Source organism: Levilactobacillus sp. FUA 3915 (assembly GCF_044053135.1).
GTDB lineage: Bacteria > Bacillota > Bacilli > Lactobacillales > Lactobacillaceae > Levilactobacillus > Levilactobacillus lanxiensis.
This window is the reverse complement of sequence record NZ_CP168704.1, coordinates 1206807-1230653: the sequence shown is the minus strand read 5'-3', so window position 1 is coordinate 1230653 and position 23847 is coordinate 1206807. Positions and strand designations below refer to the sequence as shown.

The 23847-nt window shown below is 50.7% G+C and carries 18 protein-coding genes; 2 read left to right on the top strand and 16 right to left on the bottom strand.

Features of this window, described 5'->3' with window-relative positions; all coding sequences use genetic code 11:
* Positions 1-187: 187 nt before the first annotated feature.
* Positions 188-790 carry an NAD(P)-binding oxidoreductase gene (locus ACEPST_RS05900; protein WP_204120669.1) on the bottom strand — a complete coding sequence of 201 codons (603 nt, stop codon included), beginning with the start codon at positions 788-790 and terminating at the stop codon, positions 188-190.
* Positions 791-939: 149 nt separating this feature from the next.
* On the opposite strand from ACEPST_RS05900, the gene ACEPST_RS05895 reads away from it, so the two are divergent.
* The gene (locus ACEPST_RS05895) at positions 940-1923 is read left to right on the top strand and encodes an aldo/keto reductase (RefSeq protein ID WP_203647055.1); all 984 of its coding nucleotides are present in this window, start codon (positions 940-942) and stop codon (positions 1921-1923) included.
* Positions 1924-2429: 506 nt separating this feature from the next.
* Entirely contained in the window at positions 2430-3740 is a 1311-nt protein-coding gene (locus ACEPST_RS05890; RefSeq protein ID WP_275404323.1) for an NCS2 family permease, read from the top strand.
* A 61-nt stretch (positions 3741-3801) separates the two neighbouring features.
* Here the strand turns inward: ACEPST_RS05890 and ACEPST_RS05885 are convergent, their stop codons facing one another.
* The 15 genes from ACEPST_RS05885 to ACEPST_RS05815 all read right to left on the bottom strand — a co-directional run bounded on the left by ACEPST_RS05885 (position 3802) and on the right by ACEPST_RS05815 (position 23837).
* Positions 3802-5334 carry an ATP-binding cassette domain-containing protein gene (locus ACEPST_RS05885; RefSeq protein WP_395390570.1) on the bottom strand — a complete coding sequence of 511 codons (1533 nt, stop codon included), beginning with the start codon at positions 5332-5334 and terminating at the stop codon, positions 3802-3804.
* 344 nt (positions 5335-5678) lie between these two features.
* Positions 5679-5834 (bottom strand): hypothetical protein, encoded by a 156-nt coding sequence (locus tag ACEPST_RS05880; protein WP_204120667.1) that lies wholly within the window; start codon positions 5832-5834, stop codon positions 5679-5681.
* 16 nt (positions 5835-5850) lie between these two features.
* On the bottom strand, positions 5851-6432 hold the full coding sequence (locus tag ACEPST_RS05875; RefSeq protein WP_204120666.1) for a hypothetical protein: 582 nt from the start codon (positions 6430-6432) through the stop codon (positions 5851-5853).
* Between the two features lie 4 nt (positions 6433-6436).
* On the bottom strand, positions 6437-6913 hold the full coding sequence (locus tag ACEPST_RS05870; RefSeq protein ID WP_204120665.1) for a hypothetical protein: 477 nt from the start codon (positions 6911-6913) through the stop codon (positions 6437-6439).
* 2 nt (positions 6914-6915) lie between these two features.
* Positions 6916-7389, bottom strand: coding sequence for a hypothetical protein (locus tag ACEPST_RS05865; protein ID WP_204120664.1), 474 nt, complete (start codon positions 7387-7389; stop codon positions 6916-6918).
* A gap of 92 nt (positions 7390-7481) precedes the next feature.
* Positions 7482-7781: a hypothetical protein gene (locus tag ACEPST_RS05860; RefSeq protein WP_204120663.1), complete on the bottom strand. Its 300-nt coding sequence runs from the start codon at positions 7779-7781 to the stop codon at positions 7482-7484.
* Between the two features lie 193 nt (positions 7782-7974).
* Positions 7975-8889 carry a prenyltransferase gene (locus tag ACEPST_RS05855; RefSeq protein WP_204120662.1) on the bottom strand — a complete coding sequence of 305 codons (915 nt, stop codon included), beginning with the start codon at positions 8887-8889 and terminating at the stop codon, positions 7975-7977.
* 144 nt (positions 8890-9033) lie between these two features.
* Positions 9034-12132 carry a YfhO family protein gene (locus ACEPST_RS05850; protein WP_204120661.1) on the bottom strand — a complete coding sequence of 1033 codons (3099 nt, stop codon included), beginning with the start codon at positions 12130-12132 and terminating at the stop codon, positions 9034-9036.
* A gap of 374 nt (positions 12133-12506) precedes the next feature.
* Positions 12507-14333 carry a DUF2207 domain-containing protein gene (locus ACEPST_RS05845; RefSeq protein WP_204120660.1) on the bottom strand — a complete coding sequence of 609 codons (1827 nt, stop codon included), beginning with the start codon at positions 14331-14333 and terminating at the stop codon, positions 12507-12509.
* Positions 14334-15125: 792 nt separating this feature from the next.
* The gene (locus ACEPST_RS05840; RefSeq protein ID WP_204120659.1) at positions 15126-16676 is read right to left on the bottom strand and encodes a glycoside hydrolase family 43 protein; all 1551 of its coding nucleotides are present in this window, start codon (positions 16674-16676) and stop codon (positions 15126-15128) included.
* 425 nt (positions 16677-17101) lie between these two features.
* On the bottom strand, positions 17102-18724 hold the full coding sequence (locus ACEPST_RS05835) for a glycoside hydrolase family 43 protein (protein ID WP_204120658.1): 1623 nt from the start codon (positions 18722-18724) through the stop codon (positions 17102-17104).
* Positions 18725-18874: 150 nt separating this feature from the next.
* The gene (locus tag ACEPST_RS05830; protein ID WP_204120657.1) at positions 18875-19660 is read right to left on the bottom strand and encodes an alpha/beta hydrolase; all 786 of its coding nucleotides are present in this window, start codon (positions 19658-19660) and stop codon (positions 18875-18877) included.
* Between the two features lie 16 nt (positions 19661-19676).
* Positions 19677-20534: an alpha/beta hydrolase gene (locus ACEPST_RS05825; RefSeq protein ID WP_204120656.1), complete on the bottom strand. Its 858-nt coding sequence runs from the start codon at positions 20532-20534 to the stop codon at positions 19677-19679.
* A gap of 35 nt (positions 20535-20569) precedes the next feature.
* Positions 20570-22378 (bottom strand): family 43 glycosylhydrolase, encoded by a 1809-nt coding sequence (locus ACEPST_RS05820; protein ID WP_395390568.1) that lies wholly within the window; start codon positions 22376-22378, stop codon positions 20570-20572.
* A 37-nt stretch (positions 22379-22415) separates the two neighbouring features.
* Positions 22416-23837 (bottom strand): MFS transporter, encoded by a 1422-nt coding sequence (locus tag ACEPST_RS05815; protein WP_204120654.1) that lies wholly within the window; start codon positions 23835-23837, stop codon positions 22416-22418.
* Positions 23838-23847: the final 10 nt, after the last annotated feature.

The following is a 23847-nucleotide window of genomic DNA, read 5'->3' as shown; positions in this document are numbered from 1 at the left end:
GGTCTATTCTAACAAACATTGCGTGGTGTCACGCAAAATTTCGTCAGGTTTCCGCAATCTTTAGGTTCTTTGGGCAAACTCTCGTGCTTTGATTCGCCTCCAAGGTGAGAAAAACTGGGCCGGAACGCTGTGGGCGGACGTCTAGAGCCAAAAGGCGGTCTCTAGACTTGCTTTGAGCCGCCAAGCTCTAGCAAATAGCCAATGATTGATAATCATAGCCGCCATCAACCAGCAGGTCAACGGCCACGTGGGCGACTGTTTCATGTGAAACAGTGCCCGTGGGAACCGGATTACCCTCTTTAATAATCCGCGGCTCACGCCCAGCGCCATTCGTCAGCGTGACTGGCCGCAAAATGGTGTAAGGAAACTCCGCTTCGTCGACCAGTTTGGCCGCATAACGCTGTTGATTCAGGTATTCCTTCACGTTATCGATGCCGGGATAAGCTAAGTCTCCCGTCACCTCTTGATCCACGCCAGCCGTGCTGAGCATCACAAAGCGTGTCAGCTTGAGTCGTTGGTGGTATTGCGCGTCGAACAAGGCTTCAAACGCCAAATCGACATCCATCCCGCTCAAGGCTGAGAAAATAATCGGGCTATCCTGTAAGGGCGCCACGTAGGTTGCTTCCGCCGTTAAATCTCCGCTAAATTCCGTGACGAGACCGGCCACGTCCGCTGCCAGCGTTTCCGTTGCGGCGTGTAGCACGCGCACCGTTGCGTCCGGCTTCTGTGCCAGTTGCCGAGCGACGGTTTGTCCCAGCATGGTTGCGCCCACGATTAAATAAGTTGTCATCATATCCGCTCCTTTTTCCTTGCCTCCCAGTGTACCAGAAAGTGGCGAACGCTAACACCGGGCCAAGATATTTTTCACCGCAAAATAAATCCGTTATAATAGGAAATGTATTTGAATCCGGTTTCACAATTAATTAGGAGGGTCTTTGTATGACACACAAACAAGTCACGATTGGTAAAACTGATGTGCAAACAACACCGCTAGGACTGGGCACAAACGCCGTTGGCGGGTATAACCTCTTCCCGAATTTGAAAGACGAGGACGGGCTGAACTTGGTCAAAGCGGGCTTAAACAACGGTATTCAGCTACTGGATACGGCCTACGTTTATGGCTTGGGCCATTCCGAAGAACTCGTTGGTCAAGCAATGCACGACTTTGACCGGCATAGTTTTACCCTAGCAACTAAGGGCGCTCAAGACTTTTCCAGCGGCGAACAGGTCATCAACAACGACCCTAAGTTCTTAACTGAACAAGTCGAGGCTAGTCTGAAACGTCTCAATACCGATTACTTAGATATTTATTACATCCATTTCCCAGATAAACAGACGCCTAAGGCCGAAGCGGTTGGCGCCCTTCAACGGCTGCGGGAACAAGGGAAGATTCGCGCGATTGGCCTGTCTAACTTCAGTCTGGACCAGGTCAAGGAAGCCAACGCCGACGGTTACGTGGACGTGGTTGAAGACGAATTCAGCCTGCTACACCGCGACCACGAAGCCGATTTGATGCCCTACCTGAAGGATCACCAAATCAGCTTTGTCCCTTACTTCCCACTGGCTTCCGGCCTGTTGACGGGGAAATATGACGCTAACGTGTCCTTCCCAGCCGATGACATCCGTAGCCAAATCAGCGACTTCCAGGAACCGCGCTACAGCCAGGCCCTGAAGGCCATCGAAGCTATCCGGCCAATCGCCAAGGCACACAACGCCACGGTTGCCCAAACCGTTTTAGCTTGGTACATGCAGGATCCGCTGGTCAGCGTCGTCATCCCCGGGGCCAAGCGCGCCGCTCAAGTCGAGGCCAACGCGCAGTCCCTGGACGTCACCCTGAGCGACACGGAATATCAAACGATCGATACCGCCTTTGCTGGCTTCAAGTCCATCGAAAGCGGCAAGTCCTTAGCCGACCCAGACTAGGACAAATAGCTGGTTCACTGCCTCCGGGCTGGTGAAAATGGGCCGGGACGCGGTGGGCGGACACTTGGAGCCAAAAAACGGTCTCCAAGCTTACTTTGAACCGCCAAGCCCGCGTTTCAAAGATACCAGTTCTCTAGCTGGCAAAAATCGCCACCAAGAGAACTCCCACGGCTGAGCCCATTTTCACCAGCCCTGCGGCTAACTGTAATTTGTCCTGAGCTATCAGGACCCGCTTCTAAAAATTTTTCACTTCGACAAATTCAAAGCACCACACTCCCCCAAGGGTTCGAGAAAATTTTCTCGGACCCTTTTATTTTGCCTAACGCCGGTGTCATGGGATGTTCGTGTTTCACGAACTTATTTATAATAAAATAATTCATAATTCGTGATTGCATTTTATTTGCATGAATGATAAGCTCTATAAGTATTGTTTGAGAGAAAAACACGAACGATTACCATTAACGTTCGGATTTTACATAAATTCTGTCTTAAAGGAGCAATTATTCATGCAAAGAATCGCTGACTTTTTTCATTTTGAAGAATTGGGTACCAACTATAAAAAGGAAACGCTGGCTGGGTTAACTACCTTCGTCTCCATGGCTTACATCCTGTTCGTGAACCCCCAAGTCCTGGGGGCATCCGGGATCAGCCAAGGGGCCGTGTTCACTGCGACGGCCTTCGCTTCCGCCTTCGGGTGTATGTTGATGGGAATCCTCGCCAACTACCCGATTGCCATCTCCGCTAGTTTAGGGATCAACGCCTTCTTCTCCTACTCCGTTGTTATCGGGATGAAGATTCCTTGGCAAACGGCGCTGGCTGGTGTCTTTGTGGCCTCGATTCTCTTCATGATTTTGACCGCGTTCAAGCTACGGGAAAAAGTCGTTGACGCCATCCCTCGTGATTTAAAAATGGCCATCAGTGCTGGTATTGGGCTGTTTATCGCCTTTATTGGTCTGAGCCAAGGGGGCTTGATCATGGCTGACAAGTCCACGGTGGTGACGCTGGGTTCCCTGCAAGTCGGCAGCACCTGGTTAACTATTTTTGGTCTGCTGGTGACACTGGTTCTGATGAGTGCCCGCGTGCCGGGAGCCATCTTCATCGGGATGGTCGCCAACTCCATCTTAGGTTTAGCCACTGGCCTGATTGCCATGCCAAAACACATCATTTCCGGCGTGCCATCCATCAGCTCGACCTTTATGGTTGGGTTGACGCATGTCACAAGCATTAATTCCCTGCAATTAGTTGTTGTCGTCTTAACCTTCTTACTGGTAACCTTCTTTGACACCACCGGGACGTTGGTCGGGTTGGCCGAACAAGCCGGCCTGGTCAAGGATAACAAACTGCCGCGAATCGGTAAGGCCCTGATGGCCGACTCCAGTACGATGGTCGTCGGCTCACTCCTCGGGACTTCCCCAATGGGCGCCTTCGTGGAATCCTCCGCCGGGATTGCCGTGGGTGGTCGCTCCGGGTTTACCGCCATCGTAACGGGTATCTTCTTTATCCTGGGCGCCTTCTTCTCCCCACTCCTGGCCGTTGTCACGAACCAAGTGACCGCGCCTGCTTTGATCATTGTTGGGGTCCTGATGGCCCAATCCCTGAAGAACATTCACTGGGAAAAGTTCGAAGTCGCTGCCCCTGCCTTCCTAATCGTCCTGGGGATGCCCCTGACTTACAGCATCTCTGATGGGATTGCCTTAGGGTTCATCACCTACCCATTGACCATGATTGCGGCCAAGCGCGGCAAGGAAGTCGGCGCTATGATGTACGGTTTAGCCATTGTCTTCGTACTGTTCCTGTGGATTTTGAACGCGGGATAAGCTATCTTACAAAGATTAAATGAAAGCAGTTCGCCTAATCATTTGGCGAACTGCTTTTTAGTTATAACCTAATGACCTGATCAAATCGCTTTAGGTACGTGGCCTCCCAATTATGGGTCACCACAACGACCGTTCTATCTTTTAATTTAAAAATCAACTGTTGAATTGTCCTAGCCGAAGCCGGGTCCTGTCCACTATCAGGCTCGTCAATCATTAAAACTGGCGCCTGCACCAAGAGTGCGCGGGCTAGAGAAATTCGTTGCCGTTCGCCACCGGATAGCTCAACGTCCCCATTCTCTACGTGTCGTTGCACTAAATGGGTTAGCTTGAGTTGCCACAAAATATTGGCCATGCCCGGCGAAGCAGGCGTACCAAATAATGTGATATTTTCCAATACAGTTCCCGCAAAGATGACTGGCGTCTGATTCACATAAATAACATGACGATGAAATTGCCTGGGGTCAATTGTCGTGATTGCTTGGCCCCCAATCGTTACACTGCCTTGATAATCCGTTAATTCACCGGCAACTAGTCTCATCAAGGTACTTTTACCACAGCCACTTTCACCAATAACCGCTGTCTTCTTTCCTGATGCAAATGTCACCTCAAGATCAGTGAACAACGGGGCATTCTGTGGATAAGCATAGCTCAAATGGGAAACCACGATATCCCCATTGATAAACTGACGAGAAGCTGAATTGGCTGTGACCCGTAGAACCGCATCACACTCTTTTCGTAAGGGAAGCGTGGCTCTACCAATCAAGTACGCAGTATTAAATGCCGTAATCGTAGGGACGATAAAATTTAACAACTGGGTCGTCACAATAAGATTCCCAATGGAAATCATGCGATTTAACACGAAGAAGGCGGCTATTAGCATGCAAATAATTTGGGCACTCATCGCTAACAAGGTCGAGAGCTGACCAATTCGGATGTCCCAGAGCTTAGAGCGCTTGCGTTGTTCCTCCAGTTGCTCGTCCATTACCTTCAACTGCTGATTGAAAATTGCCCCACCCGAGAAAGACCGAATCGTTGTCAGTCCCTTTAAAACATTGGTCATCAGGCTCATATGCGCCATATTTTTTTCATTCAACTCTGCCTTATACCGGCCAAACTGACGGCGAATGACTGGATTCAGAAAGAACGGAATCGCTGACACAACGACAAACAATCCAAAAATTTCAATATTGATGACTAACAGCGCTAGCGAACACAAACTGATTTGAATGACGCGACCGATATTAGCCAAATTATTACCAAAGTAATCGCTAGCCACAGTCGGGACACTATTTTCAGTCAGATTAAAAATATTCTGCCACCTAAACTTTCTTGTCTCCTGTACGTCCCGATAAAAAATAACCTGATAAATGGCAGCCTTCAGCGACTGTTGCATCTGCTTGGTCATTTCCAATTGGGTCGCAGATAGCGTGATTGTTAGACCATAGCCCAGAATCAACGAAAGCAAGGCCACGCCACCGGCAGCCCAAACACTAAGCATTCTACGAGCAACGGCACCATTGATGAACCAGCCCATCGCGTACGCCAACGTAATTTTGCTTCCAGTATTTAATAGCGCCAAACTGACTAATTTCACAAGTTGTCTCCAATTGCCTCGTAACTGTTTTTTGAAAAAGAAAGCACCACACTGATTTACCTTTTTATAATTTTTCATCGAGGCTCACCCCGTTACCTGCTACATTTTACGACTTGATTCAAATACTAGTGCACTGCTCACCAGAATAAAATAATTTATGACTGGCTAGAACCATCTAGAGCATTGATCAGTGATTTGAGGCCATTATTTTTGTTCAGTGAACGACCTAACTGCCATTGGCTGCCCCTAAGTTAGCCCCTTTTCATTGCACAAAAAGAGCGGATAACAACAAAACCCGTCATCCACTCCATTCTAGTTTTACTTAATCCCAAGCAACGTAACCCCTACTTCTTCGAAAAATATTTCTTAATGTACGAAACACTCAGCAAAGCAACCGTAAAAAGGAGGGCCGTCTTAAAATCAGTAACAAAAAAGTAAACCAAAAAGGAAACAGCACCAACCACCATTAACAGCGCGACAATCCCATCAAACTGTCTCATTTGTCCTCCCCTATTACTATGTATTCGACGAATTCTTGTGACGTTTGTCTGGCCAAAAACTCCCTACAACAAAGCAGCCAATCACCCACACAGCTAGCTGCCAATTAAGTTGGCCGGCCTGTGGCCACACCAACCGTGCTAACCAACTGGCGCCGAGAAAAGCGGCGGAGAAAACCAGGATACGGAAAACTTTCCGCCACAATGTCTCCAGCTTCTTCGGCACGCGTCGTTGATACCAAGCCTGGCCGACCTCATAGGCCGCCACTAAAAACAACGCAATCGCCAGGTAGTTTGCGACGTTGGCAACCTGCCAGACGCTAGCTTGCCACCCATGAACGGCCGGACTGATGGCCAAGAACCCATAAGCCAGATCTCCCAGCACCAGCCACACCAATTCCGCAAACCGGTCAATCGTACCGTGCCAAAATGTCTGCCAGTGCCGTTGCCAAAAAATCAGACTGAGGTTAAACAGCCCCACCATCAGTGCCAAATGCCCTAACCGCCACGGAATCGTCGCCTGCATGGCTAGTGAGCTGTACAGGATTCCCGCGTTACCTAGAACAATCACGAGACCCCAAATAAAATTCCTTCGTGTCATGTCCCTACCCCTTCCTGGCTGTCCGCCGACCACGCGTCAGTAGCCACCGCAAAATATTCACGCCCACGATGCCTAACGCGATTGCCGCACTATCCAAGCCCAAAAACAGGTTGGTCGTGGGTGGTAAGTTTATCAAATCCGCGCTAAGACTAATGGCCACCATTAAGATTGCCAATCCCACCAGGAGGCCCTTCGACCAGGTCCACCAATTTTGCATTGGATTGGCACTGTGCTCATTTAATAAGTAGAGCCAATCCGCCGTCTGTTCGGTCGTTAATGACCGTGGATTGTGCCAGAATAAATGCCCTATACTTACGACACTCAGGCCAATCGCGGCCACGGCAAAACCCGCCACCGCCAGGAACCGCCAAGCCCACTCGCCATCCCATTCCAACAGCATCATGGCTAACTGCAGCGTCACCATAACTAAGATAATATCCCCGAAAAATTGTTGCCAGTAATCTCTTGTTTGCTTCGTCACGCTTATTTCCTCCCCGAAATTTGTGTGTGCTTGCGCAATCGATAGCCCCATAACCCAATATTCATGAGGTAAATCCCTGTGGTCAGACCGGCCACTCCCAGGCCAACTTGCTCATGCCAAAGCGATACGCGTCCGAGTTGTAGACTGAGGGCCCCCAGCGCGGCCGCGACAATAACGACCTTGGACCAGGTCAGGTTCATCTGCTGATAATCCCCATTGGGCTCATTCAATAGATAGAGCCAGTGGCGCCGCTGTTGCCAGTCGAAATCGGTGGGATCAGGCTGCGGCCGCCATAGGGTAAGCAGTCCCTCAATTCCCAACAAAATCAGCATCAACATCAGGAAAATAGTACTTCCCCACTGCCAATACCACTCATTGAACTTAGGCACAACTTGAACACTCGTATTGAACACCACGATAAAAAAGAAGACGTCAAAAACCTGTTGTCGCAAATAACTACGAACGTGTGCTGTCATGACTTTCCTCCCCAGGAAAAACTGGCTGTTCGACTTATAACCCGGGTTAACCCGAGTATATTCCCCCGTTAGATCAACGTCCCCACGTTCATCTAACTGCCCTGTATCCGTGCAACTGCCGCCAGCAAAATTGCCAACACCACCATTACCGTTAGTAAGACCAACACCACTCGGCGCAGGCGCCAAGCCACGCGATAGTAACCAAAGTTTTGCTGATATCGTCGTAACGCTAGTGACCGCGTCAGCCAGTCACCGATGCCCACCCCAATCAGGACCGCATACAGCAGCTGATCACGAAACGAGGCAAAAAACAGCAAGGCTGGCAACGCAACCAGGCTTCCGATACAACAGATATCATAAATGATTAAATAAGGTTTCATACTGCGGTTCATGGCTAGTTAGCTCCTTTACCTGCTGACTACACCTTCCACGATACCTTACTTTGGGACGCTTGCATAGCCAAAATCGCCACGCCCCCAAACAATCTCTCCGCGAGCAAATTAAAACGCCGATTCCCGGTAATCACCCCAGAATCGACGTCACTATTTTCAAACTATAACCCGGGTTAATTCTGACATTTTCACCCTATAACCAGGCGCCCAACGCGAATAGTAGCGGGTACGCCACGAAAAATAAGGACGCGCTCTTGACCATCGCCATGAACGTCTGGCGCTTATCCTGAACCCGAAAGAACGGCTGCATCCCCCGCCACATCACGGGCAACAGCAGAACTGCCAGCGCGGTCCACACCGGTGCGAGGCCCAGGGCCACGTTGACCAGCGGCCACAGGCTACCCAGAACCACAACCCCTTGAATCAGCCGCACGGATCCGCGCTGGCCCAGGTAATAGGCCAGCGTATAGCGATGATTGGCAATATCCTCCGCTCGGTCAGCCGTATCATTAGCCATTTGTAGCGTAAAGAAGATCAACGTCAACGGTAGGCACAGCAAGAAGGTCACGCCCACCATGCGCCAGGTGAGCGGCCGTTGACCATAGATGGACACGTAAACGCAGGTCAGCTGAATCAGAAAGGCAATCGCCAGCGCCACAATGATTGCCGAGAACGGCGTCGCATTGATTGGCCGCGGCCCAGCCGTATAAAAGATGCCAATTAAATAACCCACAACACCAAAAACCGCCACCGGCCAGCCCGTCCGCCAAACCAGCAAAGCACCCGGCACTGCCGCCAATGCATACAGGCCCCAGGCCAGTTGCGCGACCCCCATTTCAGGCAAGGCTAACCGCCCAACCGGATTCGTCTGTTGCGCGTATCCCGCTCGGTCATGGGCGTGCTGATAATCATAGTAATTATCGGCCACGTTGACCGCCAAATCAAAAATAAAAACCACCAACAGGCACAGCCCAACGTTCACCCAATCCACCGTTCCCGCATAGAACTGGGCAATCGCTGCACCCAAGATGAACCACATAATGTTGAGTGGCGCCGTGTAAATCTCCGTTAACTCGTAAAATACGGGCCACGTTAACCACCGTGACATTTTCCTCACTCCCCACATTGTTTGACACTGTCCCCAGTTTACCAAACTTGCGGCGCAATGCCGGTCCCCAAGCTCACTGAAATTTCCGCCACAAAAATAGGGTATCGCTCCCGCCCCATGGACGGTCACAACACCCTAACTTGTTTACTTCAGTCTGCTTTTCTGTTTTCTCTGACGCCAATGCCACCAATCGACTTCACCGGCTAATCCAATGAGCCCAACCACTGTCAGCATCCAGCCGAGCTTGAGTCCCGGTGTCTGGTACGTCAGCTTGATTCGGTGCGTCCCACTAGGTAGTCGGGCACCGACAAAGCCGTCGTTGACCACCAACGTCTGGGTTGGCCGGCCATCCACCGTCAGCTGCCAGCCCGTTGAGTACGGCACCGACGTCGTCATGACGCTGGTCTGACCTGTCGTCAGGTCCCCAGTGATTTGGTTGTTCGTGACCCGTGCATGCTGCAAGCCCCGCCGTTGAACGCGGTGAACTTGCTGATCATAAGATTGCCCAAATGGCACGGCAATCAACCGCGCCGATTTGAAATTGATCTGCTTCGTCGCGCTAAAGGTCACGTCAACGGTCTTGCGCAATTGCTGGGAATAGCCCAGGTTCAGCAGAACGTGTTGCTTGGGTTCATAGTCGGATAGGTTATCGATCCCAAATTGGGAGAACGTCTTGGCCGCATTACGCGTTCTCGCCGTGACCCAGTAATCGCCCAGGTCCGGCGTCCGCGTGGCATCGCGCCAGGCATTCAGTTTAGTCAGCGCTGACCGTGGCGTGGCGCCCAACACGCTGGTATTGTCCTGCGCCTGAAGCTGCCCGGCCGTGGTCAATTGCTCAGAGGTAATGCCGTTGAGTTCCAAATACAACTCGGTCCCCTGCGCGCGTTTGGGCCGGTTCAGCGTCAGCGTGTAGCTAATCGGATTGTCTTGCGCATCACTGGCCAGTTGATGCAGGCCTGTCGCGTTTGCCGTCGTGGTTTGTTTTAAAATATCCTGATTCTTCGTCAACACGCGGTCTAACGCCTGCCGGTTCTGCTGCAACGCAACCATTGGCCCATACTGCCGCATATCCTGCTTGCTGATCAAGCCATTCTCATCCACGGTCAGCTTGGGTGCCTTCAGCGTGCTGCCAAACATATCCTGTTGCTTCTCGTTCAGCCCAGTCTTCAGACCCGCTTGCCCCTGTTTCAGGCGATACTGGACAACCTTATTGGTGCTGTCGATCACCGGCACAGCATTGGGCGTGACCGTGTAGCCCAGCGTCCGCTTAGGCGACTGGTAGTCTACCGTCTTCACACCCTTAACTGCCGTTGGCGTGACGGCCCCCTGTGTCAAACTCCGTTCCCGGTCGACGCCACTTAGCTGATGCCAAGCCGCGGTCGTTAACGCTTGCGGTTGCGTGTAGACCAATGGGAAAGCCAGCTTGGTCGTCAATACCTGCGTGCCCACCCCGTTGGATAGCGCGTAGACGGGCTTCTCGGTGAAAACCTTTTTCTGGGCGTGATAACCGTACGGTAAGGCCTGATTCGCGGCCACCTGATCCTCGCGAGCAAAGAGGTACTTAACCCCCAGCAGTTGATTCAATGTGGTTCGACTATCCCCTTGCCCAATCGGCGCGTTCATCGCATACTCCGAGTTCTGCAGGTCACGGCTAAATTGCCCCACGTAGCCATTTTGAACGGAAAAATACGACATTGTCCCGTGCAGGCCGTGGGTCATGGTCATGTTGTTGCCGACCGTGCGAAAGAGATTGAAGTTCCGCGTGGCATCGACCCGACTGAACGTGGCCGACTTTTGGGCCACCGTTTGGGCACCGTCAAAGTAATCCTGAATGTAGCGAGTCGCGTCGCCCCGGCGAAGTTCCTGGGTCGCCTGTACCCCCGCGTTCGGGTCGTAGTAGCCCCAGGCATTATTGACCAAATTGAGGCCGACCAGTGTCCAAACCAAGCCTAGCGTGACGCGGGCTGGCGCATTGGCCACAAGGACCGCCGTTAACGCCAGCAGGAGGCCGTAGGTAATCAGGTCTCGGGCGGGATTGCTAAAGACCAAACCGTTGCACAGATAAACCAGCGCTAACAGGCCAACCGTACTCCCCGCCAACCACCACCGGTCCCGGTTGGTCAGGGTCGTCAGCTTATCGGCCAACGTCATCGTTGCGAGTCCCACTGGCACGGCTGCTAGCAGAATCCAGCGGTTAGATGGCGTCGACAGGACGTTGAAGACCGCTGCCACGGCCGGAAACATCAGGCCGATGACGACGGCAATGAGCGTGCCCGCAACCCACTTGTGCTGCCGCCAATGGACCAACGTGTAGACGCAGCCAAAGAAGGAAATACCGCTCAACCCCAGCACGCTCCAGTAATCTAGCGTGTTTCCAGTCGTCAGGACGGCGTTGCCTAATTTTAAATAGTAATCAATCGGATAGAGCCACAGGCCGTTGGCAAAAATCGACCCGGTCCGTGTGGAATTGAGCATCATCAGGAGTGAAGGGACTAGCAATACACCAGAAATTAAGATGCCCAGCCCGGCAGCGGCCAAGAAACGGGCAATGACCACTGGCAATTTCACAGCCAGTGTCCCCTGCTGCTTGACGTGCAAGTAGCGAATCACCGCGTAAATCAGACTGCCCAACCCTAAGATGTAGGCAAAATAAAAGTTACTGAGAATCGTCACCCCGGTCATCAGTGCCAGCAAGCCCCACCCTTTGCCGTGAAGGATTCGGTCGATGCCGACGAACAATAGGGGCAGCCAAATCATGGGCAGGAGGAAGAAGGGGTGATGGACGCCCACCATCAACGAGTAGCCGGTAAAGGCGTACGTGATGGCCCCCAACAGGCGGCTGCTGGGCTTAAACGCGTATCGTTTGGCCAGTACCAGGAAGGCTAGGCCGGTGGCGTAGAGCCGCAGAATGATGGCCCAGCCGAACCCTGCCTCTAAAAATTTCGTCGGTAGCAGTGCCAACACGTAGGCAAACGGGTCGCCGAGAACGTAATAAGCCAGCGTTGTCAGCTTGTCGGCGCCTAGCCCCATCGTCCAGGACCAACCGGCTAGCCCGCCGACGCCCGCTTTGGCCAGTAGGCGGTGCAACTCTAAAATGACGGGATAATGCTGCGTCACCCCGTCCATGTACCAGATCATGGTGCGATTGGCCAGGCCAAACACGCCAAACCCCAATGCCGCAATCACCGTAAACGCTAAGGTGTAAAGCCACCACAGCGGCCACTGGCGGTGTCCGATTTTCATTTTGTTCCCTCCGTTTTCATTTGGTTGCTGGTCTGATTCGTCCCCTGTCTGCCGACTAATTCGGATTGACCAGCTCAATTGTCATTTTTTGGGTTACAATTAAAATGTCACTTTCAAAAACGCCGACTCTAAACTTAAATGGCGTTAGTGTTAGCTAAGTTAACCTTAATTTTTGCAAGAAAAGCGCTCCGTGTCAATGATTCTCGCCAGACGATACCCGATTGTAATGTTTCACATGGAACATTTTGCCAAAACCACCCTTTTGCTGGGAACGCCAGCGTTGGTTAACTGATCCACACAAAAGGTCGCCACGAGCTTGGAAACTGCTCATGGCGACCGAGGTTTGCTTATATTCTGTTTCTGGGTGACCGGCCTTAGAACGCGCCACCGCCGGAACCGCCACCAAATCCGCCTGAACTGCCGCCGGAGAAACCACCGGAGCCACCAGACGTGGAGCTTAGGTCGTTCGACGTTTTAATCGAGCCGGCAACGCTACTGCCAATCGCATCGCCCAACGGTTGCCCCGTGACGTTAGCGAAATACAGTGGATAGAAATCAATAAAGCTGGCTTGCACTTCTGCTCGGCCAAAATCAATTTCCAATTTCCGGGCAACCTGTTTAGCTAACCCAAAGGCCGCGGCGTACGGCAGGATTTGTTCCCACAAGATCAGGTCACCGATCTTAGCCGTGTTGAAGTGGCCAATGTCCTTAAGCATCCGCCGAAAGCCCTGGATTTCGTTGACCAAAATCAGACCTTCCGTATTGTTGCGGTCGATGCGACGCCGTTGAACCAAGGCGTAACTCCAGACGCCGATCAGCAAGATCAGGCCGCCACCCGCGGTCAGGGCAAACTCGTCGAGCCCCATGACCCAGGCGAAAATGACCAACGCGACAACCAGCGCACTGATGCCCGCTGCCAACCAGACTAACCGTTGGCGTAAGGTGATGTTTGCATCGTCCTGGTATTGGTCGGTTTGCTCGTCGATACCTGTTTGCCAGTGTTCAAACCACTTGCCGACCTTGCCCTTCTTATCCTTCTTCGCAAATGCATTGAGTTCTTTTAGCGTGAAGCTGTCGTTGGCCCCCAGGCGCACGAAACATTTCTGCAAGAAATAATTGTCCACGGTCCCCGTCTTGGTGATCCGGACGGTGTTCCGTCGCCCATCCTTCACCGTTTCCACCTTAAGCTGGTGATTGCCCGCCGCCATCATGATGTCACCCGTCAGCGCATTCGTATTTGGCCAACGCGCATCAACTAGTGATTCCGCCAAAGCTGGCGTTACGCGCGGGACATCAAAGAAGTGGTCGACTTGAATGGGCCGCGAATAAACGTTGGCCGGATGGCGTTTCAACCACCACCAGGACCCACCGAGTGTCGCTACCAACGCCACGAGTAGACCCACGTAGCCCCCGTAAACGAGCCGACGCCGACTCTTTCGTTGGGCATTGGCATCCGCGACCAAGGCCGCTTCCTGCCGTTGGGCCGCGGCTTTATGGTTCTTCGCAACGCGATTGGGGTTGGTCGCCGTCACGCTAGTCGGAAAGAGCAGGTGACTCTCAATAAAGCTGTTTGAAGGGTTATTAGCCACCGTCATCGTCACGGTCCCAGCCGCGCGATTGACCTGCGTGTGGCCGTCTAAAGGTCCATGCGTCCACCCCTGCAGCTGCGTAATATTTTTCGCTGGCAACTGAATCGTCACCGTCACGTTGGTCAGCGGCACCTCCCAGCCCCCGCCAACGACGCGCCAGTTAAGCTGAGCGGTGTCGCGGTAGTTCGTGATGACCCCACGCAAATGAAATTTATACGTGACTTTCAATCGGTTACCCGCACGTACTGACCGGTACAGCTTGGCTTTGAGGCGTTTGGAAGTCTGCGTCAGCTGATAGGTATTGTCCTGTTGCTTGCTAGCTGGCTTGGCCGTCACGACCTTGCCGCCATTGAGCTGCGTCTGCACCTCGATGAGTTTGCCACCCCGAATGCCCCGCAGATCTTGCACGTTAAAGACGCCGTGATAATCCGAATTGAAATGGTACGTCAACGTTTCTGTGACGTTGGCATCCCCATTTTTCAAGACCGTCACGTGCACGTTAAATGGTTGAATCTTATAGCTGGCTGACGCGGTCACGGGCGTGTTGCCCCACACCAATAGTATGGTCAACACCGCCACCAGGCTCCAAATCAGTCCCGTTCCTTTTCGCATGTTCATCCCCCCGTTTTCCCGTGTTTGTTTCAGTGTAGCATATCGTTCTCGGGGTGGGTATTCGTTGGCAAAGAAACTTTGGACTGGCCAGTCGTTTCCCGCCAGCGGCTTGGGATATGCAAAGATTACCCGCTACTATAACTAATAACCCCGTAACACGATTGTTGTTATCTTTGATTGCTATTTACCGGTTAGCCAGGTACTATAGTGGTGAGAGAAGAATTCAACACACCAAACACCCCAACGATTGCACTCGTTGGGGTGTTTTTTTAGTTCTAAAAGCGAACTGGTGGGCTAAGGAACGATCACTTCCGATGTTTACGACTTAACCAATCTGCAAACCAAGCAACAATTAAACCCGTTACCAGGGGAAGCAAGAAAGAATTCAACACAACGCCCACTCCTCTCAATCGTCACCAAAATCGACGACTTCTTTAGAATACAGGAGTGACGCCATTCACCGCCTAGTCTGTCTCGCTTTCGTACCCACCGGCTTAATAGCCCGCCAACTCAACCAATCGCCCGGTAATCCGATTGTGAAGCACTTTGATTGTGTTTCCCCACTTGCTCAGTTACTATTAAGCCTGTAGATGGGCGTTACCAACCAGCACCCACCTATGGATTGCATTGGCACCCCTAACTAGTCATACCAATCCAGTACCTTCAGTCAAGAATTAGGAAACACATGCATTTGCCAGGCCCCGACGACACGCCTCGCTGGGGTCTATTTTTGTGCAGAAAAATAGGCGAGCCTTCCGGTATTGACCGGAAAGTGTCGCCTATTAGAAATTTCTAAAAACTATCACTCGTCGTCATCGACTGGATTTCAGCCGTTCCTTGACCCTCTGGCCCATAACAATAAACACCCTCAACACAGCCCACAAAGCCACCGGCGACCTCGGTGCTTAGGAAACTCGTTTTCATCTGGGTAGCTAGCCAACGATAATTGCCGATGACCTCGTCAAAGTACCCAAATGACAGCTTCTGCCCGTGCTGCTTGAGAATCAGTTTCTTCGGCATCTCTGGACAGGTGACCGTTTCAACGACCGTCTCCTGATCATCCAGATGCTTCGTTACCGTTAACGCAAATTGCCCGTCAACTTCACTGATCATAAACGTCACAAAGTGCGTATGGCTCTGATAAACCGCCAGCCCCACCTGACTGTTCGGGATGGTGACCTCGCCAAAGGCCACTTCAAAGGTCCCCGTCATGGTGCTTTGACGAATCCCCAAGAATGTTGGCGAGTCCATGCTTGCCAACGACTTCAGAGAAGAAACTACCTTCAACACCTGTTTTTGCTGGTCCAAAACGTAATGGTCGCGGTAAGGATTACGCAGATATAGCGTCCGTAAGTCTGCTTTATCCGTTTCAAAAGTCAGTTTATTCGCTAACTGTGGAACCGCGTGACTAGGGAGATTCAGCTCGCCGTGCGTTGCCAGACGACCGAGGCCAGGATTCAAGACCGGCCAGCCGTCTTCCCACTGGACCCGACCTAGGAACGTTTCTCGACCCAGATTGACATAGCCTTCACACTGTCTGCTACCGAGGCACACAAAGTACCAGTCGCCCGTATAAGCCTGAACAAAGTCGCCATGTCCAACGTTTTTAACCGGAAAGTCTTTGCCCAAGAAACGATGCGTGAGAATGGGATTATCCAAGTCCCCTTCGTAAGGGCCGAAGATGTTTTTACTTCTGGCAACCGTCATCGCGTGTTGGTGCGACGTCCCCGCCTCCGCTATCAGCAGGTAGAAGTACTCGCCTCGGTGATACAGGTGCGGACCTTCTGGCCAAACAACGTTCCGTAAGGCGCCTTGCCAAACCGGGGTCGTATCTCCAATTTGCCCTGTTTCCAAATCGTATTCAGCAACGTAAATTTCTTTATCTCCAGAATACTTTGGCCCGGCTGAATTGTCATGCGTCGCGGCGAAGTAGCATTTGCCCTGATAGAAGAACAAACTGGGATCAATCCCATCGGCGGCATCAATAAAGCGTGGTTCAGACCACGGCCCCCGTGGGTCTTTGGCTGTGACAACAAACATGCCACCACGATTCTTCGTCGTTTCATGGTCTGCGATAATGTAATAAGTTCCTTGATGATAACGAATCGTGGGGGCATAGATTCCCTCGTGATCATCATTTCCTCGTAGACTCACCTGCGAATCCCGATCCAAGGCATTCCCAATCTGTTCCCAATGAACTAAGTCCCGACTATGAAAGACCGGAATCCCTGGGAAATAAGAGAACGTGGAATTGACCAAATAGAAGTCCTTCCCCACCGCACAAATCGAAGGGTCCGGGTAAAATCCATGTAAAATGGGATTTTCATACTGTACATTTGCCATTGTTTACGCCACCTAGCTTTATTTTTAAAACTTCTAATAACCTGAGACACCTTATATTGTAATTGCTTTCACAAAAGGCCGTTATCTTCCTTCATGCCTATTTTTAGTCAATTTGTGACCTTGACGTTTCTGACCCATTTCCCCATAAAAATAGACGACCCCTCCGGCAAGAACCGAAAAGTGTCGTCTATCACACATACAGTCTTAATCTGCTACGCGTGTGTCACCCCCGCTGACCGGTTTCCCGGCCTCAATCCAGCTAACGGTGACAAACCACTTGAGCGGGTCCATCATACACCCACCACTAAATTCCGCCAATTAATCTGCTTAACGACATATTCAGTCACCCATTAGACAAATTGTGAACCTAGATTAATGACCGGACAGACAGGCTCTCCCACGCATATAACACCTGAGAAAATTGCTTAGTCAGGAAGTTCTTGGTAGTCGAAGTGGTCAAACGTGGCCACCTGTTCGTACCCTGCATAATCGACAGCTGCTAGCCCCACGAAGGCGCCAGTGAAGAAGCCACCTGACGTTTGCAGGACGTAGTCATCGGACAGGATAGCAGCGTCTAACGTGACGGGCACCGTTTCCCAAGTCTTACCATCAAAGGAATACTGGTACGTGTAAGATTCCTTGCGGGCTTGGACTCTGAACCAAACGGATTTTGCATCTGCTGGGACAGGAATCGCGTTGTCCTTCAGGAAGGACGTGTAGGTGTTGTCGTCATTTTGAGCGACTTCAATCACGCGGCCCTTCTTCTCATCGTTGGTGATGAAAATCCAGGAGTAATGCTTGTCGTTATAGAAATTAGCCAAGCCAGCCATTTGTTGGTAGCTGAACGGATCAAAGCTAACTTCTGTTTCGGCATCGAAGTTGAAGGCTTGCCAGCGCCGCGCCACGAAGGACACGTCGAAGGTGCTAGATAAGGACTGTTGTCCCACCAGCTTCAGCTTGCCGTCGCCGACCGTCCCCAACTTAGGGGTAAACGGTTGACGTAGCGTATTCCAGTTGAGGTCCAACGTGGATTTACTAAAGTCATCGTGTTGTGAGTGATCCTTGGGCGCATCGGTTAAAATGGCGTCCTTAGGCGCTTCCACCTCAACTTGACCACCGTGACCGCCAACAACCCGTGGCCAGCCAGCATCATCCCACTCAACCTTTTGAATGGAAGTTTCTCGGCCTAACGTGCTCCAGCCACGAGGATCATGACTGGATTCGTTAGCGTGATTCCAAGGACGCGCGACTAGCGAAGCGTAATACCATTCGCCACCTGGAGTCGAAGCCAAGGCCCCGTGACCCTGTTTTTGCAAGTAGAAGTCAGGCGTGTCCATGTTCGTAATGAATGGCCCGTCTGGTTCACCTTCAAAGGATAATTCATCGAGCGTCTTGGAACGTGCCACGATTTCCTGGTGGGTAAAGACGGTGCCACCTTCAGCGGCAAACAGGTAGTAGTAGCCGTTGATTTGATACAGATGTGGCCCTTCAACCAACTTAACATCATCACCGTTGTAAATGTTGCGCGCTGTTTCAGGCTTCAGCTGCATCGTATCCAGGTCGAACTCAGTCAGCGTAATCCCGTTAAAGGGTTGCTTATATTCACGGTGATCCCAGGTTTGTTGAACCAGGTACTTATGACCGTTCTCATCGTGGAACAGGGAGGCATCGAAACCAACCCCGTTGATCCTGATGGGATCCGTCCATGGCCCGTGAATGTCGGTCGCCGTGGTCAGGTAGTTGATCATATCCTTGAATGGCCCATCGGTAATTTTAACGTCGGTGTAGATCAGCCAGAATTTACCATCGGCATAACTCAAATCTGGTGCCCAAATCCCCCCAGAAGACGGATTACCCGTCATGTCGAGCAAGGTCTTCGTGGACAGTGGTGATGGTAACAGGTTCCAGTGAACCAGGTCCTTGGATTCATGTAGCCGTACCCCAGGGAACCATTCGAAGGTTGAGTTGGCAATATAATAGGTGTCGCCCACCCGAATCATGCTGGGATCGGCATTAAAACCAGGTAACACAGGATTTTGAATTTTCATAAGAAATTTATCCTTTCGTGTAAACTGAAATTTAATTTAACAGGGCCTTTCGTTTGGCCGTAAATAACGAATAAATGAGGATTCAAACCTGGCAAGCTCGCCAGACCTGAATCCCCATCTTTCGTCGTCATTTTGGAATCGCCGTGACGGCTATTTCTGGCCTAACAACGTCTCCTTGAAGAACCCGAGAGTTTCTTTAAGCAACGTTTCTTTCACAGCAACTGAGTTCCAAGCATGACTGGCGCCTGGCACAACAACCAGATTTGTTGGCTGTTGATAAACGCTTTGATATTTCTTTGAGTAGCTGAGCGGTGCAATGTTATCCGCATCCCCATGAATGATGGTCACTGGCCCCTTATACTTGGCGGCCTCTTCGTAGATTTGAATGTTTTGCAAATCCGCAAAGAAAGCTGGGCCTAGTTTTAAGCTATTGAAGTCCAGATAACCCGTCTGGGAAACCGTATCCGTCGACTTGCCCTGCAACACGTGTTTGTTCGCAATCTCATCAACAAAGACCGCCGCTGGTGACCACATGCACAGTGACTTGATATCGTTTGGTAGCTGCCCCGCTGTCATACTAGCGGCCACACTGCCTAAACTCATGCCAAGTAATGACAAGCGCTGGGTATCAACGAAATCCAGTGTCTTAACAAACGCAACGAGTGCACGACTTTCCTGGAGTTCCTGACTGAAGGTAAAGTCGATAAAGTCCCCGTCACTCTCACCATGGTAACCGTAGTCAAACGCAACCGCTGCAATCCCATTTTGGTTGAGCAAGCGACTCATGTAGACGAAGGAATTAAATGCCTCGTCACGATTCGAGCTGAATCCATGAAACATCAGGACGGTTGGCTGTTGCCCCGTCGCACCGTCAGGAATGTGCGCCGTTCCGCGCAGGGTCAACCCATCGATTTCCGTTGCTAACTGTTTAATCATTGCCTATCTCCTCCCGCTACTGACTGTCGGTTGGCAGATGCTTCGTGATAAATCTGGCAATCTTATCCCAAACAGCCGCGCTCCAAAAGTTACTCTCGTGGTCGGCACCCGATACCGTAACGGCTTCTACTTCATAGCCGTTGCGGTCGAGGCACTCGGCCATTTCCGGCATCTGCTGGTACGGAACCAAGGTATCCTTGGACCCGTGCATTAACAGGAATGGCGGGTAACTTTGGTCGGGCCGGACTTGATAGACGGGACTCATTTGTTCGAGCGTCTTGGGAAACGCGGTGTTTTCCAAGTGTTGGGTCACTTCGACAAATTCCTTTTGATTCTTCAAAGCAACGACATTTGACACGCCGAAACAGCTAACAACCACGTCAACCTTGTCCGAAAATCCTGCGTAATCAGCCGTTTCGTAGCGCGGATCATCCGCGGTCAACCCAACCAATTGCATCGCATTGCCTCCGGAAGAGGTGCCCAGTCCAATAACCTTATCCGCATCAATCGCATACTGCGCGGCATGGGCCCGCAAAAATCGAATGGCACATTTGACGTCTTGAAGAAACGCTGGGAACGGATGCCCTTCAAATGCATTACGGTGTTTGACCATTGCCACCACGTAGCCCTGCTTTGCCAGGTTTGCTAATTGGATGACTTCAAAGCCATTATCACCGGTTTGCCAGCCACTTCCTTGAACAAAGACCACCACGGGGAATGTTTGATCCGTTGGGCCCTCTAAGGACAGGCGCCACGGCACAATCAAATCCAACACTTGGTTGGCTTCTCCGCCGTCTTCGCAGTAGGAAATGTTTGGCATCACCGAGTACATCCCGGTGTAATGGTCATTCGATGACAAGTAACTGCTAATCATTCACTCAACCCCTTGTTCTTGGTTCTCTAAACAATTTAGTCTTTCTTCGGGTCAATCTTCACTTGTAAGGCAACATTGACCAGTTGTGGCTTGAGGTCCAGGTCCTCGGTCATCCCTAGGTCTGGCTCGCCATCAACATCGAAGTGCACGCGCCGAATACCAGAACTCCGTGGCCCCTCTTTGCCTGGGTGCGCATGGTAACTGTTCCAGTAATGACCGTCATCATCAATGACATAGGCATTATGGCCGGGGCCAAATTCGCCGGCAACCGTGTTAGACGTCAGGATTGGGTAATTACTCTTCTGCCAATTCTCTGGGTCTAACGGGGATAACTCCCGATCAATTTGCATCAGACCAACCACGTAGCTGTCATCGATCAACGCCCCGGAATAGGTCAAGTAAATCTTGCCGTTTCGTTGAATCGCAAATGGGCCTTCATTAACTGGTGCGCGGTTGTTTTCCCAACCATAGATGGGTTTCGCAATCACGACGGGGTCCGAAATCATTTGCCAAGGATGAGCGGCGTCTACTTCAGCAATGTAGAGCCAAGCACCTAAATCATTGGGTACAAACTGCCGTTGTGACCAGGTCACGTAAATGTGGTCATCCACTTGAAATTCTGTCATATCAAGCGTTATCCCTTGCTTGATCAGTGGGTCCCCGTCAGGCTTAACCACCCGTTTGGGTTCACACCAGTCACTAGCTAACATAGGATTGCCGTTTGGCTTCAAGGCCATGACATACGACTGCACGTCTTCAAACCGGTCGATGGTGGCTGAATGGAACACGAACAGTTGGCCATCGATGATATGAAATTCTGGCGCCCAAAGCAGATTGCCAATCGTATCATACATGTTACTGTCCAGGATTTTAACTTCCTGTGCCGTCACTAATTCAGGAACCGAATCGGCTTCCCGAATGTACAAACTGTGGTTCCGGTCCGCATCATTCGTCGCAATGAAGTAATACTTGTCCTGCCAGCGTCCAATGCAAGGGTCCGCACGGTCTAACGCCATTGGGAAGATAAAGTGATCTTGGTGAATCCGCCCCTTGATAGTGAGGCTTTGTGGCTTGGTAAAATCAATGTTGCGACTGTACCAGTCGACGCGTTTGTTGGTTTCGGTCCCATCGCTATACTTCGCGACAGCCTTAACCTCTTCTAATTCTTGCTGACTACCGACTGTGACTTCCTTAGGCAGTTCATTAGCTGTGTTGTACGGTTCATCCAACTTGTTCAGTAGATAATCACCGATGTCATCACTAATACTAATCTCACCGCGAGGAATGCAGCCATCAATATTTTCGGCAGCAACCTTAGGCTGGTTCGGAATCGTGGCAACTTCACTTTGTTCGTTACCACTGATTTCAAATGCCTGGGTGTCTGCATTAAACCAGAAGCTGGCGGCGTAACACTTGCCGGAAACTTCCCGCCAGAAGACCTTCTGCGCCATCTGACCATCGACTCTGACCTCTAAGATCACGTCGTTGCCAACCTTAATTGACGACAATTGTTGATAGTGGACAAAATCTTCGGTCGTGAAGCACAGGAGCTCACCTTTGCTGGTTAAGTCATTCTCAGCTTTTGAACCTGTTTGAATCGCAAAGATACCAAATGTGGTGTCATTGATTTGAAAGATGCAGGGTTGAATCAACGTTTTCGCGTCGATACTGCCATCGTCCTTTTCAATGCCCTTAGGGAAGAGCACCCCATAATTGTGATTCAACGCTTTAAAGGCTGACCCATTTTGGGAAATCCCTAAATGCATTGAATGAGATAACTTGGCGTCATAGCCCTCATCGTTCCACGGATCGCGTTCATAACAAAGTAATTGATAATTTTTCATAAGCTAACCACCTCGTAAGTTCTCCTGGATTGATAGACTAGTCTTCAGCTGCTTGTTCTTGTTCAGCCTTTTTGTTACGAGCATCAATTTCAGCACTCATTTTGTCCATGCTGCTGTCGGTGATTGGGTAGAAGATAAACAGAATCATCCCGGCGATGATGAAGATCAGTGGCAATAAGGATTGCATGGTCAAGATACCGTGTAAGGTACTTGCGGTTTGCATCTTCAAGCTAGCGTTGAAGCCGATAAACTTCAAGAAGTAACCAGGAACCACACCACCTAAAGCCAAACCTAAGGCAACGGCAAAGGAACAAACGGAACTGATGATAGCGTTTTCACGTTTACCTAACTTCCAGTCACCGTAGTTAACAACTTCGGTTTCGAAGGCCCACATGTAACCAGTGGTAACGATCATCCCGATGGAGGCTAATAATTTACCAGTCATAACCAAGCCAACGCTGTGGGCGTTACCAAAGTACATGATCAAGAGACCTAACATTAAGACGCCACTGAAACCGAGCATCAAACCTTTACGACCCATGTGACGCTTAAACCATGGGAATAATGGAACTAAGATAAATGAAGGAAGTGACCCTAACAAGTTAAAGTACTTCAGTAAATCAGGACGGCCCATGTTGTAAGTGACGTAGTAAGAACCGGATGAGTTAACAATACTCATGAAAATGAAGGCCAAGATGAGGTAGGCCAGTAAAATAGCAAATGGTTTGTTGACTTTCATTTGAACAAAGATATCTTTAAAGGAAACATCGTCCGTTGCTTCAGCAGACATGTGGTAGTGTTCGTGAATCATGGTGAAAGCAAAGAGTAACCCGATCAGACCCATGATGGCGAAGATACCCATCGTCAGGAACCAACCTTTTTGAGAAGCTTGGCCGGTGTATGCACCAGAGAAACCAGTAACTAAGAAGGGTACCCCAAATGAGATCAACATCCCACCAACGTTTGAGCAGAACATGCTGTAAGCGTTCAGTTGGGCAATTTCATCGTTGTCCCGCGTCATGGCAGCTGGCATCGCACCTAATGGTGACAGGAACGTGTTCAGTAAGGATAACCCAACGTAAGTCGTGTACGCATAAACGAGTTTGAACGTGTAAGCGCCACCAACTGAGTAGAAACAAAGAACGGATAGAACCGCATATGGAATTGCTAAGTAAAGTAAGTACCCACGATATTTACCAAATTTAGTCGTTCGCTTGTCGACCCAAGTACCATAAACTGGGCTGGCAACCGCATCAATAATTCTAACGAGTAAGAACATTAACGCGGCATCTGCTGGCTTCAACCCATAAACGTTGGTGTAGAAGAATAACAGATAAGTACTGACCACGTTAAAGATCAGGTTGACGGACATCGAGCCAATCCCTTGACCCAACTTTTCTGTGAATTTCAGCTTTGGCATTGCCTGAGCTTGTACGCTTTGCGCTTCATTATTTTCCAAAAGATTTTCC